Raw genomic sequence first — 15651 nt, 5'->3', positions numbered from 1 at the left:
CAAACCTTTAACTACGCCAGATCGGACCCCGTCACAGACCGGCCGATCGGCCGGTTGCCACTGAGAAGGGAAGCACACAGATGAACATCGTCGTATGTGTCAAGCACGTGCCGGACGCGCAGTCGGACCGCGGGTTCGAGGCCGACCACACCACCGACCGGGAAGGTGTCGACGGGCTGCTGTCCGAGCTCGATGAGTATGCGATCGAGGCGGCGTTGGCTCTGGTTGAGGCCGCGGGTGGCGAAGTCACCGCACTGACGATCGGCCCGGACGATGCCGCTGACGCAATCAAGAAGGCCCTGCAGATGGGCGCCGACAAGGGCGTGCACATCCTGGACGACGCGATCGCCGGGTCGGACGCGCCGGCGACCTCGTTGGTCCTGGCCGAGGCCATCACAAAGATCGGCGAGGTCGACATCGTGCTGACCGGGATGGCGTCCACGGACGGCACGATGGGCGTGCTGCCGGCCATGCTGGCCGAGCGGCTGGGGCTCCCCCAGATCACCCTGGCCTCCGAGCTGAGCGTCGAGGGCGGCACCGCCCGGATCCGGCGGGACGGCGATGCGGCGAGTGAGTCCATCGAGGCGACGCTGCCGGCCGTGGTGTCAGTGACCGACCGGATCAACGAGCCGCGCTACCCCTCCTTCAAGGGGATCATGGCGGCCAAGAAGAAGCCGGTGGAGACCTGGGGGCTGGCCGACCTGGGGGTCGATGCCGCTCGGGTCGGCCTGACCGGTGCCTGGACCCGGGTGCTCGAGGTTGTCCCCCGCCCACCACGAGCCGCGGGACAGATCATCACCGACGAGGGCGCGGGCGGCAGGGCGCTCGCCGAGTTCCTGGCCACCCACAAGTTCGCCTGACCCACGGCATACCCACTGAGGAGAAGAGTCATGACTGAAGTTCTGGTGCTGGTCGACCACATCGACGGAGCAGTCCGCAAGACCACGGGCGAGCTGCTGACCGCAGCTCGTCGTCTCGGCGAGGCCTCGGCCGTCTTCGTCGGCACGGGGTTCGAGGCCGCACAAGCGGACCTGGCGCGCTACGGCGCGGCCAAGGTCTACCGCGTCGAGGACCCCGCGGTCACCGACCACCTGGTTGCCCCGACCGCCGAGGTCCTGGCCCAGCTCGTGGCCCAGGCGAGCCCCGCTGCTGTCCTGCTCCCCTCGAGCCCGGAGGGCAAGGAGACCGCGGCACGCCTGGCGATCAAAACCGAGTCCGGCCTGATCACCGACGCCATCGACGTCCAGCCCGGCGGTGACGGCGTGCAGACGCAGCAGTCGGCCTTCGCCGCCGCCTACACGGTCAGTGCCACCATCACCCGAGGCACCCCGATCGTGACGATCAAGCCCAACTCCATTGCCGCAGAGGAAGCCCCGGGAGCCGCTGCGGAGGAGACCGTCACCGTCACGCTGTCCGAGGCGGCGACCGCGGCCCGGATCGTGGACCGCACGGAGAAGGCTGCCTCGGGTCGTCCGCAGCTGACCGAGGCCGCGATCGTGGTCTCCGGTGGCCGCGGCACCGGCGGCGACTTCAACCCGGTCGAGGCGTTCGCCGACTCCCTCGGTGCCGCCGTCGGCGCCTCCCGCGCCGCGGTGGATGCCGGGTGGTATCCGCACGCCAACCAGGTCGGTCAGACCGGTGTCCAGGTCTCCCCGCAGCTCTACGTCGCCGCCGGCATCTCCGGTGCGATCCAGCACCGCGCCGGCATGCAGACCTCCAAGACGATCGTCGCGATCAACAAGGACCCCGAGGCTCCGATCTTCGAGCTGGTCGACTTCGGCATCGTCGGCGACCTGTTCACGGTGCTCCCGCAGGCCACCGAAGAGATCCAGGCGCGGAAGGGCTGAGTGCCAGTCGTCGGGGGCGTGCTCACGCCGACCTCCCGGGCCGAGAACGGGATCCTCGCCCTCGTCACGCTGACCGTGCTCATGGTGTCGTCATCGACGACGATCCTGAGCATCGCCGTGCCCGTCGTGGTGCGCCAGTTCGAGGCGAGTGCCCTGGCCTCCACGTGGTTGCTGCTGGCGCCGGGCCTGGTCAGCACGGTCCTGCTGGTGACGTTCGGCCGGTTGGCGGACATCTTCGGTCGGCGGAGCATGTTCCAGGCCGGGTTGGTCCTGTTCGGGGTCAGCGCGGTGCTGATCGGCTTCGCCCCCTCGGTCGAGGTGGTCCTGGCCCTCCTGGCCCTGCAGGCCGTGGCGGACGCGATGCTGCTGTGCAACACCGGGGCGATCGTCGCCTCGGTGTTCACCGGTGCCCGGTTGAACTTCGCGATGGGGATCTACCTGGCAGGGGTCTCCGTGGCTCAGTTGCTCGGCCCGGTGCTGGGTGGCTTCGCGGCCGAGGGGCTCGGCTGGCGCTGGATCTTCTGGATCCAGGTCCCGCTGTGTGCCGTGTGCGTCGTCCTCGGGCTGTTCCTGCTGGGCAAGCTGCCACCCCGGGAACCACGCGCCGGGAGCATCGACCTGCTCGGCGCCCTCGCCATCCTGGTCTTTCTCGCCTCGCTGTTGATCGCACTGTCCTTCGTGCAGACCGAGGGCCTCGGAAGCGTCAGTGTGTTGTCCGGGACCGGCCTGGCCATCGCCGTTGTGCCGGTGCTGATCTGGGTCGAGCGCAGGGCCCGGGACCCGATCCTCCCGATCGCCCTCTTCCGTAACGCACAGTTCCGACTGGCCAACCTGGCCGGCCTGGTGGCCGTCATGCCGCGGTTCACCTCGGCGATCCTGGTGGGCCTGTACTTCCAGGTGGCCTGGGGCGACTCGGTGATCGAGGCCGGAGTGAAGATCATCCCGTTGGCAGTGGGCGTCACGATCGGCTCGGTGATCGCCAGTCGGATCGCGCGACGCCACGGGGACCGGCGGACGGCGGTCCTCAGCGTGGTGCCCACCATCGGGTCCCTCGTCGCGCTGCTGCCGGCGTTGTTGTACGACCTCGACTACATCATCGTCGCGGTGCCCCTGGTGGTCCTCGGCCTGGGGATCGGCGTCTTCGCGACCCTGAACTCGGCGATGATCATCGGCTGCGCCCCGCAGAGTGAGGTGGGCGTCGTCAACGGGGTCCGCCTGACCGTCATGGGCATGGGCGGCTCGATCGCCACCGCGATGAGCCTGTTCCTGGCCACCAGCATGCTGCCGGCCGAGGCGCGTTCGTCGTTCTACGAGGCGACGCTGGACCCCCAGCACTTCGCCGGTCTCAAGGCCGGCTTCATCGCGGTGTTCGTGCTGATGATCGTCACCAGCGCCCTGAGCGCTGTCCTCACCGCGAGGATCCGGGACGAGCCCGACGCCGCACCGATCAGGATTCGAGAAGCAGCGACACCTCGGGCTGGCTAGCGTGGTCGGCATGACCATCGCATTCGAGACACAGGCCCAGCGCATCGGTGACCGGCTCATCGTGTCCCTGCCGGATGAGGCGAGCGCGCACCTGCCCTCCCGGGGTCAGGTCGCGGTCGACGCGGACCTCAACGGGCACTCGTTCACCACGGTGCTCGAGCCCGATGGCCGCAAGGGTCACTGGGTGGCGGTCGATGACCAGCTGGAGCAGGCCCTGGCCCTGCAGGACGGCACCGCAGTGAGCGGGCAGCTCACGCCGACGAAGGCCTGGCCCGAGCCAGAGCTGCCCGAGGATCTGAGCGCCGCCCTGGACGCAGCACCGGACATCGCCGAGGAGTGGGCCGACATCACGCCGATGGCCCGCTGGGAGTGGGTGCGCTGGGTGCGGGCGACCCGGAGCCCCGGGACGCGCGAACGCCGGGTGGAGGTCACCATCTCCAAGCTGCGAGACGGCAAGCGCCGCCCGTGCTGCTTCGACCTCGCCTCCTGCACCGACCCCGAGCTCTCGCGCGGCGGCAAGCTGATCGACGCTGGGTGATGTCTGTCAGAGCCACACAACCCGGGCCGCACAACATCGGCGCCGGACGCCCTCCACTGCCTTCCCACAGACGCAGAGACCCCCGACATTGTCGGGGGTCTCTGCGTGCCCTGGGGCGACTGGCGGTGGCGGTGGGATTTGAACCCACGGAGGACTTGCGCCCTCACACGCTTTCGAGGCGTGCTCCTTAGGCCGCTCGGACACGCCACCGCCTGGCAGGTTACCCGAGGCGGTGGGCGGCCAGGAAATTTGACCGACCCGAGCATGCCACCACCGGGTGGTCAGGTTCGGTTGCGTCCAGTGACCAACTTGACCAGGAACAGCAGGATGCACGCACCGAGCAGCGCTGTCAGGAAGCTGAAGAAATATCCTGCCCCTTCGATGTCAACGCCAAGTGCACCCAACAGGAATCCGCCGAGGAGGGCACCGACGATGCCGACCACGATGTTGAGCAAGAGTCCCTGCTGTGCATCGGTGCCCATGATCTTGCTGCCGAGCCACCCGGCCAGGCCACCGATGACGACCCAGGCAATCCAACCAACTTCTGCACCCATGTGTCCACCTCTCCATGCCACGGCAACCTGCCGTGTCGCGGCGTTGACCCTACGCGTCGCTCGGTCGCTTCGCGCTCCGGACGGACACCCCGGGCGTTCGGGTCAGCTGCCGCGGTGCGGGCCGAAGAAATCGACGAGAGCCGCAGCACACTCGGCCTCGAACACGCCGCCGACCACTTCGGGGCTGTGGAGCGCGCGTCGGTCGCGCGGCAGGTCCCACACCGACCCGCACGCACCGGCCTTCGGGTCCCAGGCCCCGAACACGATCCGAGCCACCCGCGCGAGCACGGCGGCCCCGGCACACATGGCACACGGCTCGAGCGTCACCACGAGGGTGCACCCCTCCAACCGCCAGGCCCCCAGCGCGGCCCCCGCCTCCCGCAGGGCGACCACCTCCGCGTGCCCGGTCGGGTCGTGCAACACCTCCCGGACGTTGGAACCGCGCCCGACCACGGCACCCTCGGCCGAGATCACCAGGGCACCGATCGGCACGTCCCCACCGGCGCGGGCACCCGAGGCGAGGTCGAGCGCCTGACGCATCCAGTCCGCATACTCACCGTGGGCCCAGGCCGGCGCCCCGCTCACCGGGGCGGCTCTCCGGTCGGCCGGACCGTCGGGGGACTGTGCCTCGTCCGGCTCGGTCATCATGCGTGCTCCTCCGCGGGGTGGGTCCAGCGTGACAGATCGTGGCGGCGCCGTCGGCTCAGGAGAAGACGACGATGCCATAGACCGCGAAGACGGCCAGGTGTGCGGCCCCGTGCATCGCCGTCACCCGCGGCGCGGAGAAGGTCGTCACGGTCAGCAGCAGGGTCACACCCAGGAGCAGCAGGTTGGCCGGCGACTCGGCCAGGAGCACGGTCTGACCGGTCAGCCCGCCGATGATCAGGACCGCGGGGATCGTCAGACCGACGGTGGAGACGAGCGCGCCGTGGCACAGGTTGCTCATGCGCTGGATCTCACCCTGCAGGGCCGCGCGCACCGAGGTGATCGACTCCGGCAGGAAGACGATGACGGCGATCAGGATGCCGGACAGCGCCACGGGTGCACCCAGTCTGCCCAGGCCCTCATCCAGCAGGCCGGCCATGTCGTGGGAGAGCAGCACGATGGGCAGCACGGTCACCACGAGCAGGGCCGCGCGCAGGAGCAGCTCGCTGCGGTGCTCGACGATGACCTGCCGGATCCCTGGGGTGGTGTTCTCGCCCGATGGGGCGGCGACGCACGGGTCGACCTCGCGGAAGTCATCGGCCTGGGCGCCCATCTGCCGCACCAGGAAGAAGGCATACAGCCCGACGGTCAGCAGGACGACGGGCACGGCCTGGCCCGGCGTGTAGGAACCGGACCGGCCGATCAGGGCAGGCAGAGCGAAGGCCAGCGCCGAGAGCACGACCAACAGGGCCAGGTATGCCGAGGTGCCGGTGCGGTTGTGCGCCAGGCCGCCGTGGCGCAAGCCACCGACGAGCAGGCAGAGTCCGATGATCGCGTTGAGGATGATCATCGAGACGGCCATCACCGAGTCGCGGGCGATGGTGGTGTGCTCGCCCGGGCCGAGCATGACGGCAGAGATGAGGACCACCTCGATCAGCACGATTGAGAGGGTCAGCACCAGGGAGCCGTAGGGGTCGCCCAGGCGACGCGCGAGGTGCTCCGCCTCGTGGACCACCCCGAAGGCGCACACCAGGATCACCCCGACGATGAGCGCGAGGGCGCCGACCAGGAGCGGGGCGGAGACGGGTGGCTGCAGCAGGGTGCCGGTGAGTTGGAGGGCCAGGACGGCGCCCCATCCGAGCACGAGGCGCCCGAGGGCGACGGGGGTCAGGACGGAGGTGGTGGCAGCGGGCATCAGGGATCGAGGCCTGTTCCACGAGGCCGTCCCCGTGTCGAGCGAGCCGGACGGGTCGTCCCGTCCGCGGCGATGCGATCACGCACTGCGCCGGATCCATTCTAGCGGAGGCGGACCGGCCGGCGACCCGATGGCGGACCGGCCGGCGACCCGATGGCGCACGGAGCGGTGGCCCGGCGGCGGAGGCGCGAGCACCTGGGTGAGCACTCCGCCTACGAGGTCGTCGTGGGTGACTCCCCCGCGGTAGGTTCGGGGCATGCGCGTCCACGTTGCCGACCACCCGCTGATCGCCCACAAGCTCACCTACCTGCGCGACAAGCGGACCGACACCCCCACCTTCCGTCGCCTGACGGACGAGCTGGTGACGCTGCTGGCCTATGAGGCCACGCGTGAGGTGCGGGTCGCGCCGTTCGACATCGAGACGCCGGTCGGGCCGACGACGGGCATCCACCTGGCCACCCCCAAGCCCCTCGTCGTGCCGATCCTGCGCGCCGGGCTCGGGATGCTCGACGGCATGATGCGCATGCTGCCCACCGCGGAGGTCGGCTTCCTCGGCATGGTTCGCAACGAGGAGACCCTCGAGGCGACCACCTACGCCAACCGCCTGCCGGACGACCTGTCCAACCGGCAGTGCTACGTCCTGGACCCGATGCTCGCAACCGGCGGCACCCTCGCCGCGGCGGTGCACTTCCTCGCCGAGCGCGGGGCCCACGACATCACCGCCATCACCCTGCTCAGCGCGCCGGAGGGCATCGAGCTGTGCCGGCAGGAGCTGTCCGCCCTGACCCCGCCGGTCACCCTGGTCACCGGGTCGATCGACGAGCGTCTCAACGACCAGGGCTACATCGTGCCGGGACTGGGCGATGCGGGCGACCGGCTCTATGGCGTGATCTGAGGCGTGGCCTGAGGACCTGGCGCTCTGCATCTGGTGCGGTTCCCGCTCCGTGCTCTGCATCTGGTACCGGTTCCTGCTCTGCGCTCTGCATCTAGTGCGGCTCCCGCTCTGCATCTGGTGCGGCTCCCGCTCTGTGCTCTGCATCTGGTGCCGTATTGCACCCCGAATGCAGAACCGGGGGGGCGCGCTGCCGACGAATGCAGAGCCATCCGGCGCGCACCCCTTCGGCACAGCGCAGCCGCCCCGGATAGGTTGCCGTCATGGCCACCCCGTCCTCCCGCAGCAACGTCGAGCCCTTCCACGTCATGGAGGTGCTGGCGGCCGCTGCCGAGCGGCAGCGCACCCATGGCGATGCCATCTTCCTGTGCGCCGGGCAGCCCTCCACGCCGGCACCGCAGGCCGTGCGCGAGGCAGCAGTTGCGGCCCTCTCCGGCGAGGTCCTGGGTTACACCGAGTCGACGGGGATCCTGCCGCTCCGGGAGGCCATCGCCACGCACCACCGGCAGGCCTACGACATCGAGGTCGACCCCGCCGACGTGATCGTGATGACCGGCAGCTCAGGCGCGTTCACCACCCTGTTCCTGGCGGCGTTCGAGGCCGGCGACACGGTCGCGATGACACGGCCCGGCTATCCGGCCTATCGCAACACGCTGGCCGCGCTCGGCTGCGAGGTGCTCGAGCTCGACTGTGGTCCGGAGACCCGCTATCAACCGACCGTGGCGATGCTCGAGGCACTGCCGAAGCCACCGAAAGGCCTGATCGTGGCGAGCCCGGCGAACCCGACTGGCACGGTGATCGACGCCGACGAGCTGGCCGCGATTGCCCGCTGGTGCGAGGAGGTCGGGTGCCTGCTGATCAGCGATGAGATCTATCACGGCGTGACCTACGGCCGCCCGGTCGCGAGCGCCTGGCAGACCAGCCGGGAGGCGGTCGTGGTGGGGTCGGTTAGCAAGTACTTCTCGATGACCGGCTGGCGCCTGGGTTGGGCGATCGTGCCCGAGTGGCTGCGTCGCCCCATGGAGGTGCTGACCGGCAACCTCAACATCTGCCCTCCGGCCATCACGCAGTATGCCGCGCTGGCCGCCTTCTCCACCGAGGCGCGGGTCGAGCTGGAGGGCCACGTCGCGCGGTATGCCGAGAACCGGGACCTGCTGCTGCGTCGCCTGCCTCAGCTGGGACTGACCTCTTTTGCGCCGCCGGACGGCGCGTTCTATGCCTGGTGCGACATCTCGCACCTCACCGACGACTCGCTCCGCTGGTGCCAGGAGGTGCTGGCAGCCACCGGTGTGGCGCTGACGCCGGGCGTGGACTTCGACACAGCGCACGGTCACCAGTGGATGCGGCTGAGTTTCGCCGGCGGCACCGCAGAGATCGGCGAGGCGCTGGACCGGCTCCACCAATTTTTGTAGTGGATCGGACCGCCCCGTCCGCATTCTTGTAGTAGATCGGACCGCCCACTCCTCCGTAGAGTCGTGACGTGAAGGTGACCGTCGAGGAGACCGAACCAGGCACCCGGTGGACCGCGACGGCCCCCACCGGGGCCACCGCCACAGCGCGGCTCAGCCGGTTGCACACCACCCACACCTGGTTGGAAGCCGAGGAGTCCGTGCCCTCCCCCACACTGCGTGGGCTTGCCACGGCACTGGCCGTGGCGACCGGTGTGCCTGTCGCGGCCAAGGCGAAGCCCAGGACAACGAGGCACCGGTGGCTCACGAAGGCCGGCGCCACGGCATACCAGATCGTCCCACCCTCGGACATCGACTGCACCGACCCGGACAATCTCGCCTGGGCCAGCCGGCCGGTCCCGACCGGGCTCGAGATCACGGACCTGACCGGTCTGTCGGACGACGCGGTCCTGGACCTGTGGACCGACTTCTACGTGTGGGTCCACGAGGGCTGGTCACCGGTGGCCGACCGGCAGGCGGCACGCAAGATCTTCGCGCCGATGATGGCCGAGGAGCTCGACCGGTCACGCAGTGTGCTGGTCGTGCGCGACGGGCGGCCTAGTGCGCACGGATTTGTCTTCGCAGAGGACGACGGCTGGCTTGTCTGCTGCGAGGCCGTGGCGCCCGATGTCCCGCACGGGCTGGAGGACGTCGACACCTGCCTGCGCGCTGTCGTCGGCGTTCTCGCGCGCACTGGCGCACAGGATCTGACCGTTGACGGCCACGTCGACGACCCGCACCTCTACCCGGTACTCCAGGGGGTGCCGCACGTGACCGGCGCCGGGCTGCACCTGCTCCACCTGGGGTGATGCCCGTTCTGCCAGGGCGACATCTCGTGCCCTGGGCTGCGCAGCATCGATGAGTTCCGGGGAGCCGAAGGGTCTACAGCACCATGACCATGACCACCCACACGCTCCAGACCGAGGGCGCCGAGATCACCTATGACGTGCACGGCGAGCTCCCCACCACTGACGGTTCACGACCGCTGGTGATGATCGGCCAACCGATGGACGCCGGCGGCTTCTATGCCCTCGCGTCCCACTTCCCCGAGCGCACGGTCGTGACCTACGACCCCCGCGGACTGGGACGCAGCACCCGGTCTGATGGTCTGGACACACAGTCGGCCACCGTCCAGGCGGGCGACGTCCATGCCGTGATCCGGGACCTCGACGCGGGACCGGTCGACATGTTCGCCAGCAGCGGCGGTGCGATCACAGCACTCGCCCTCGTCACGGCATACCCCGAGGACGTGAGGACCCTGGTGGCACACGAGCCACCCCTGAACCACGTGCTCCCGGACGCAGCGGCGGCCCAGCGGGCATCGGATGAGGTGCAGGCGCTCTATCAGGCCAAGGGTTGGGGCCACGGCATGGCCGCCTTTGTCGCGATGACCATGTGGCAGGGGGAGTTCACCGACGACTACTTCGACCAGCCCCCGCCGGACCCGGCACAGTTCGGGATGCCGACCGAGGACGACGGCTCCCGCGACGACCCGCTGCTGTCCAACCGGTCCGATGAGGTCGGCGAGTTCCGCCCCGACCCCCAGGTGATCGGCGCGGCACCGACTCGCGTGCTGATCGCCGTCGGGGAGGAGTCCCAGGGGATGCTCACCGGACGGATGGCCACCCACACGGCAGAACTGCTCGGTCAGGAAGCCACTGTCTTCCCCAGCCACCACGGTGGCTTCAGTGCCGAGGACGGGCCGTGGCCTGGCCAGGCCGGCGCGTTCGCGGTCCGGCTGCGCGCGGTGCTTGCGGAGGCTGACTGACCCAGCGGGACGGGCCCCGTCACGGGCCCTTGCTCGGCGACGTGACACTGGTGTCCCCTGGCACACCAGTGGGTCGGCTGGTGTCCCCTGGCACACCAGTGGGTCGGCTGGTGTCGTCCGGCGCACCAGTGGGTCGGCTGGTGCCCCCTGGCGCACCAGTGGGTCGGCTGGTGTCCCCTGGCGCACCAATGTCACGTGTCCCGAACGTGCCCCGCACCCCGAACGACGCACGACGACTCGCCCGCCGCAGCGTCGCCAGCAGGGCGGGACCCACCAGCAGGATGAGCACCGCGTTGGTGATTGCGCGCCCGGTGTCCCAGCCGAGGGTCGAGGTGAAGAAGGTGAAGATCAGGAAGCGGTGCAGGTTCTCCAGGACCGGGGCACCCGGCTCATAGCCCAGCGACCCCTCGACACCAGAGACCTGGACGCCGGTCACGAACGGCCAGAACCACATGTTCATCAGGGCGCCGAACAGATACGCCACGACCACGCCATAGACCGCCAGCATCGCGATCTCGGCCTTGCCGGTCACCCTCCGGGGCAGCAGACCCGCGAAGAGTCCGATCCAGGCCGAGGTCAGCATCTGGAAGGGCAGCCACGGCCCGACACCTGCGGTCAGCAGCGCCGAGGCAAACATCGAGGTGCACCCGAGCACGAAGCCGAATCCCGGCCCGAAGACCCGCCCGGCGAGCACCATCACGAAGAAGACCACCTCGATCCCGGCCGTGCCCGCGCCCAACGGACGCAGCGCGGCGTTGACCGCGGAGAGCACGCCGAGCATCGCCAGGGCCTTGGAGTCCATGCCGCCCTCGCTGATCTCGGCGAGCACGATCAGCACGAGCATCGGCAGCACGGCCATGAAGACGAACGGGGCGTCGACCGTGTGCTGCACCACGGTCGGCTGGGCGGGGATGAACAGCGGCCACAGGAACATCGCCAGCCCGACCAGGCTCACCAGGGCGATCGCCAGCGTCGACCGCGGACCGATCCGGACAGCCGCCACCCGGTTGGCGCCTGCCCGCCGCCGCGGCAGCGGTGCCGCCGTGGCGCTCATCCGACACCCCCGGTGAGTATGCCGAGGCGCGCCTCGATCACCTGACTCACCGTGAGCCAGGGCTGGCCGAGAATCTTGGCCACCTGTGGCGCGAACATCGGCGAGGCGCCGATCACCTCGGCGGCGGTGCCGTCGGCGACGATCTCGCCCTCGGCCATCACGATGGCGCGCTGGGCGACGGTGGCCACGAACTCCACGTCGTGGGTCGCGACCACCACGGCCTTCCCCGTGGCGGCGAGCTCGCCGACGATCCGGGCCAGCTCGTCCTTGGCGCGATAGTCCAGCCCGCGGGTCGGCTCATCCAGCATGAGCACGTCCGGCGCCGCGACGAGCTGCACGGCCAGGACCAGGCTGAGTCGCTGCCCCTCGGACAGGTCACGCGGGTGCCGGTCGCCGACGATGCCCGGAGCGATCCGGTCCAGCAGCGCCCGCGTCGTGCCCACATCGCGCCCGGACTCCTCGTCCGCGGCGCCGCACTCGGCGTCGACGGTCTCCAGGTAGAGCAGGTCGGAGGCCGACTGCGGCACCAGTCCGACCAGCTCACGCGCCACCCTGGCGGAGACCGCACCCGGGTCCTGACCCTGAACCTCGACGGTCCCGGAGTGGCGCGGGCCCGAGCCCTGCAGCGCCCAGAGCAGAGAGGACTTGCCGGAGCCGTTGCGACCCATCAGTGCGGTCACCGTGCCGGACTCAAGAGTGAGGTCGACGCCGCGGACCGCGAGCACGTCGCCATAGCGGACCACGACCTTGCGCGCCAGGAGCGCCGGACCGCGCGCCGACGCGCTCGGTCGCCCAGAATCTCCGGCGCCCACGCGCTCGGTCGGGGTGAAACTCCCGGCGCCCACGCGCTCGGTCGGGGTGAAACCCCCGGCGCCGACGCGCTCGGTCGGGGAAGAAGTCACCTCACCGGGCGCCCGGTCGGTGGATATCCCGGGCGACGGCGCGCCCGGTCGGAGGGACTCGCGCAGGGGGCCCGCGACGCGACGAGCGTCGCGCACGGACAGCGGCAGCGGTGACCAACCGGCGACGCGGCCCAGCTCGACCACGGGCGGCGCGACCGGTGAGTCGGCCAGCACCGCGGCCGGCTCACCCGACACCACCACGCCGTCACCGGGGAGGAGGACGACGCGGTCGGCATACTGCACGACGCGCTCCATCCGGTGCTCGGCGACGACGGCCGTGATCCCCAGGTCGTGGACCAGCCGGGTGATGGCCGCGAGGGCCTCCTCCGCAGCGGTCGGGTCCAGGGCGGAGGTCGGCTCGTCCAGGACCAGCACGCGTGGCCCCATGGTGAGCACCGAGCCGATCGCCACGCGCTGCTGCTGGCCCCCCGAGAGTGTGCGCAGCGGGCGGCGGCGCAGCTCGGCGATGCCCAGCAGGTCCAGGGTCTCCTCCACGCGCTTGCGCATCACGTCCGGGGCGACGGCGAGCTGCTCCATCCCGTAGGCCAGCTCCTCCTCCACCGTGTCGGTCACGAAGCCGGCGAGCGGGTCCTGGCCGACCATGCCGACGACATGGGCCAGCTCGCGCGGCGGGTGGTCGCAGGTGTCCAGGCCGTCGACGGTGACCCGGCCCTCGAGGTGCCCACCGGTGAAGTGCGGCACCAGCCCGTTGATGGCCCGCAGCAGCGTCGACTTGCCCGCGCCGGTGCGCCCGACGACCAGGGACAGCTCGCCCTCGGGCAGCTCCAGGTCGACATGGCGCAGGGCCGGGAGGTCGGCCCCGACATAGGTGACCGAGACGTCCTCGAAACGGATCATCGGCCGGCCTCCACCAGCTCGGGTGCGCGCCGGGGCATGGCGGTGCGCAGCTCCTCGGCAGTCAGCGGTGTCGGCGGGGCCAGCACCGCGGGGAGCGCGCCGACCAGGATCGCCAACACCACGGGCAGCTCGGCCTGGGGCCAGGACAGTGGGAAGAGCGAGGGGTGCAGGTTGGTCGGGTCGACCGACAGCAGCACGGACAGCAGCAGCCCGACCAGGATGCCCGAGCCGGCCACCACGGACTCGGCCAGGCCCCACGAGTCGGGGCGATAGCGGCTGCGCTGCACCCGGCGCCCGGTCAGGATGAAGCCCCCGGCGGCGAGCGCCAGGCCGAGCACCAGCATCGGCAGGCCGAGAGCGGCCGGCGCCGTGCCGTCGAGCACGCCGTAGATCCCGACGCAGACGCCGACCAGGCCCACCAGCGTGCACACCCCGGCGAGCGCCCGGGTGCCCCGCGGCACCTGCGCCGAACGCCCGTAGCCGCGGGAGTCCATCGCCGAGGCCAGCAGCAGCGACCGGTCGAGGGCATCCTCCAGGACCGGGATGATGATGCCGCGCAGTGCCCGCAGCCCCCGGCCCGAGCCGCCGCGCAGCCGTCGCGCGCGCCGCACGCGCTGGACCGACTCGGCCAGCTGGGGGAAGACCGACAGCGCGACGACGACGGCCGAGCCCACGTCATAGAGTGCGCTGGGGACGGTCTTGAGCAGGCGCTTGGGGTTGGCGAGGGCGTTGGCCGCCCCGATGCACACGATCATGGTGGCCAGCCGCAGCCCGTCATAGAAGCCCCCGAGGACCGACTCGGCCGAGACCGCGCCGAGCAGCCGGATGCCGGCCAGCCAGTCCGGCAGCGGGATGGTCGGCAGGGTGAACAGGATGGTGCCGCCTGTGTTGCCGCCGAAGACGACCCGGAAGGCCACCCGCATCAGGACGATGAACGCGCCGACATAGAGATAGAGCCGGAAAGCCAGCGCCCACGGCGCATCGCCCCGACGCGCGACCACGACGGTGCACGCGACGGCGAGGATCAGCGCCAGCAGCAGCGGGTTGGTGGTGCGGCTGGCGGCCACGGCCAGCCCGAGGGCCCACACCCACCACGCAGCCGGGTGCAGGGTCCGCGGCAGGTGATAGGCGCGCCAGCGCAGGGCCGGGCTCAGCGTCACGGGTCGACCTGGTGGGTGATCCCTGGGTCACGGCGGCGCCGCGAGGCCAGGAAGGCCAGGGCCCCCAACACCAGGAGTATGCCGACCGTCACCCACAGTGCGCCGGCTCCACCGCCCTGCTGGGACGGGTCGGAGGTGAACTGCTCGCTCGCCGCGGAGTCGTCAGTGTCGGCGGCGGAGTCGTCCGCGCCGTCGGCGGAGTCGTCCGCGCCGGCGGCCGTTTCGTTCGGGTCGCCTAGCCCGCTGGTCACGGCCGCACCATCGGCCGGTGTGTCCGGGCCCGCGGTGTCGGTGGCGTCGTCCCCCGCTGCCTCGGCGCTGCTGCTCGCGGAGGAGGTCTCGGGGGCGTCCTGGGCGGTCGCCGAACCGCTGGTGCCCTCCTGGCCGGAGGTCCCGCCGCTGGCTCCTGGTGTTGTGGAGGTCGGTGACGCCGACTCATCGCTCGGGCCGGGCGTGGTGGGTGGCTCCGGTGTCGTGGGCGACGGGTCGGGCTCCGGGGACGGTGATGTCGGCGCGGGCGGCGGGTTGGTGCCCGGCGGGGGGCTGGGCTGCTGGGACGGCGGCGGCGTCGGCTCCGGTGCGGGCTCAACCGGCGGCTGCGTGGGCTCGGGCTCCTGCGTGGGCGGCGGCTCCGGAGCGGGTGACGGCTCGGGAGCGGGCCGGCTCGGCGCGGTGCGGGGCGCCGTGCCCCGTGAGGAGTTCAGGGCAAAGGACAGCGCCTCGAAACCGCCGGCGCGGGCGGTGCTGCTCGCGACGCCCAGGTTGCTGAACGTCCAGCTGCCGCCGTTGTCGGCCTGCCAGTAGGACCAGAAGGCACCGTCCGGCGGCATCTGGACGCACTGCTCGGTGTAGCCCTCGTCCCCCTGGACCGGCAGCGGCTCGTCGGCAGCCGGGCGGCCGTTGACCCGGCAGATGACCGACAGCCCGTTCTGGTTGGTGCCGGCCAGCTGGAGGCCGGCTGCCTGGAAGGCCTCCAGACCGCTGCCCTGGAACGGTTGGCCCCCGCTGCCCTCGGCGCAGCGCACGACGGTGGAACCGCCCAGGCCCTGGAAGTCCACGACAACCGTCACGCCGAGGTCGTCGGTGCAGGGCCCCGCATAGCTCTGCGGGGACGGGCCCTGGGGTGACGCGCTCTGCGGGGACGGGCTCTGCGGGGACGGGCTCTGCGGGGACGGGCTCTGCGGGGACAGGCTCGCGGAGGCCAGGCTCGCGGAGGCCAGGGCAGGTGACCACAGGCCCGCGGCGACCAGGGAGAGCACGGCGAGCACGCGGCATACGGCCTGGGTGGTGATGCGCATCGCGGGC

General features: G+C 71.0%; 16 protein-coding genes and 1 tRNA gene. 8 read left to right on the top strand and 9 right to left on the bottom strand.

Annotated elements, in window-relative coordinates:
- Nucleotides 1-80 precede the first annotated feature (80 nt).
- From DPQ65_RS14645 to DPQ65_RS14630, 4 genes are read left to right on the top strand one after another with little or no spacing between them, the layout of a single operon-like run.
- Nucleotides 81-860: an electron transfer flavoprotein subunit beta/FixA family protein gene (locus DPQ65_RS14645; protein WP_114908088.1), complete on the top strand. Its 780-nt coding sequence runs from the start codon at nucleotides 81-83 to the stop codon at nucleotides 858-860.
- A 30-nt stretch (nucleotides 861-890) separates the two neighbouring features.
- Nucleotides 891-1847 carry an electron transfer flavoprotein subunit alpha/FixB family protein gene (locus DPQ65_RS14640; protein ID WP_114908087.1) on the top strand — a complete coding sequence of 319 codons (957 nt, stop codon included), beginning with the start codon at nucleotides 891-893 and terminating at the stop codon, nucleotides 1845-1847.
- On the top strand, nucleotides 1848-3332 hold the full coding sequence (locus DPQ65_RS14635; protein WP_114908086.1) for an MFS transporter: 1485 nt from the start codon (nucleotides 1848-1850) through the stop codon (nucleotides 3330-3332).
- A 10-nt stretch (nucleotides 3333-3342) separates the two neighbouring features.
- Complete coding sequence (locus DPQ65_RS14630; protein WP_114908161.1) at nucleotides 3343-3870, top strand: YdeI/OmpD-associated family protein; 528 nt, start codon at nucleotides 3343-3345, stop codon at nucleotides 3868-3870.
- Nucleotides 3871-3990: 120 nt separating this feature from the next.
- Here DPQ65_RS14630 and DPQ65_RS14625 read toward each other — a convergent pair.
- The 5 genes from DPQ65_RS14625 to DPQ65_RS15805 all read right to left on the bottom strand — a co-directional run bounded on the left by DPQ65_RS14625 (nucleotide 3991) and on the right by DPQ65_RS15805 (nucleotide 6522).
- Nucleotides 3991-4080, bottom strand: a tRNA-Ser gene (locus tag DPQ65_RS14625).
- 71 nt (nucleotides 4081-4151) lie between these two features.
- Nucleotides 4152-4424 carry a GlsB/YeaQ/YmgE family stress response membrane protein gene (locus DPQ65_RS14620; protein WP_114908085.1) on the bottom strand — a complete coding sequence of 91 codons (273 nt, stop codon included), beginning with the start codon at nucleotides 4422-4424 and terminating at the stop codon, nucleotides 4152-4154.
- A gap of 102 nt (nucleotides 4425-4526) precedes the next feature.
- Nucleotides 4527-4964: a nucleoside deaminase gene (locus tag DPQ65_RS14615; RefSeq protein ID WP_114908160.1), complete on the bottom strand. Its 438-nt coding sequence runs from the start codon at nucleotides 4962-4964 to the stop codon at nucleotides 4527-4529.
- A 163-nt stretch (nucleotides 4965-5127) separates the two neighbouring features.
- Nucleotides 5128-6264: a calcium:cation antiporter gene (locus tag DPQ65_RS14610; RefSeq protein ID WP_114908084.1), complete on the bottom strand. Its 1137-nt coding sequence runs from the start codon at nucleotides 6262-6264 to the stop codon at nucleotides 5128-5130.
- A gap of 78 nt (nucleotides 6265-6342) precedes the next feature.
- Complete coding sequence (locus DPQ65_RS15805) at nucleotides 6343-6522, bottom strand: hypothetical protein (protein ID WP_162802284.1); 180 nt, start codon at nucleotides 6520-6522, stop codon at nucleotides 6343-6345.
- On the opposite strand from DPQ65_RS15805, the gene upp reads away from it, so the two are divergent.
- From upp to DPQ65_RS14590, 4 genes are all read left to right on the top strand, one after another.
- A complete protein-coding gene (gene upp, locus DPQ65_RS14605; RefSeq protein WP_114908083.1) occupies nucleotides 6521-7159 on the top strand; it encodes a uracil phosphoribosyltransferase in 639 nt (212 codons plus the stop codon). The two genes, DPQ65_RS15805 and upp, sit on opposite strands and share 2 nt — an antisense overlap.
- A gap of 260 nt (nucleotides 7160-7419) precedes the next feature.
- Entirely contained in the window at nucleotides 7420-8568 is a 1149-nt protein-coding gene (locus DPQ65_RS14600) for a pyridoxal phosphate-dependent aminotransferase (protein WP_114908082.1), read from the top strand.
- Nucleotides 8569-8636: 68 nt separating this feature from the next.
- Complete coding sequence (locus DPQ65_RS14595; RefSeq protein WP_114908081.1) at nucleotides 8637-9413, top strand: hypothetical protein; 777 nt, start codon at nucleotides 8637-8639, stop codon at nucleotides 9411-9413.
- Nucleotides 9414-9502: 89 nt separating this feature from the next.
- Entirely contained in the window at nucleotides 9503-10372 is an 870-nt protein-coding gene (locus DPQ65_RS14590) for an alpha/beta fold hydrolase (protein ID WP_114908159.1), read from the top strand.
- 19 nt (nucleotides 10373-10391) lie between these two features.
- Here the strand turns inward: DPQ65_RS14590 and DPQ65_RS14585 are convergent, their stop codons facing one another.
- The 4 genes from DPQ65_RS14585 to DPQ65_RS14570 are packed head-to-tail and all read right to left on the bottom strand — an operon-like array spanning nucleotide 10392 to nucleotide 15644.
- On the bottom strand, nucleotides 10392-11426 hold the full coding sequence (locus DPQ65_RS14585; protein ID WP_202863160.1) for an ECF transporter S component: 1035 nt from the start codon (nucleotides 11424-11426) through the stop codon (nucleotides 10392-10394).
- The gene (locus DPQ65_RS14580; RefSeq protein ID WP_114908080.1) at nucleotides 11423-13186 is read right to left on the bottom strand and encodes an ABC transporter ATP-binding protein; all 1764 of its coding nucleotides are present in this window, start codon (nucleotides 13184-13186) and stop codon (nucleotides 11423-11425) included. Before DPQ65_RS14580 ends, DPQ65_RS14585 begins: the two co-directional genes overlap by 4 nt.
- Nucleotides 13183-14346 carry a CbiQ family ECF transporter T component gene (locus DPQ65_RS14575; RefSeq protein ID WP_114908079.1) on the bottom strand — a complete coding sequence of 388 codons (1164 nt, stop codon included), beginning with the start codon at nucleotides 14344-14346 and terminating at the stop codon, nucleotides 13183-13185. Before DPQ65_RS14575 ends, DPQ65_RS14580 begins: the two co-directional genes overlap by 4 nt.
- A complete protein-coding gene (locus tag DPQ65_RS14570; protein ID WP_162802283.1) occupies nucleotides 14343-15644 on the bottom strand; it encodes a hypothetical protein in 1302 nt (433 codons plus the stop codon). Before DPQ65_RS14570 ends, DPQ65_RS14575 begins: the two co-directional genes overlap by 4 nt.
- Nucleotides 15645-15651 lie beyond the last annotated feature (7 nt).

The organism is Ornithinimicrobium murale, from assembly GCF_003352835.1.
In the GTDB taxonomy this organism is placed as follows: domain Bacteria; phylum Actinomycetota; class Actinomycetes; order Actinomycetales; family Dermatophilaceae; genus Ornithinicoccus; species Ornithinicoccus muralis.
This window is presented reverse-complemented; position numbering and strand designations above follow the sequence as displayed.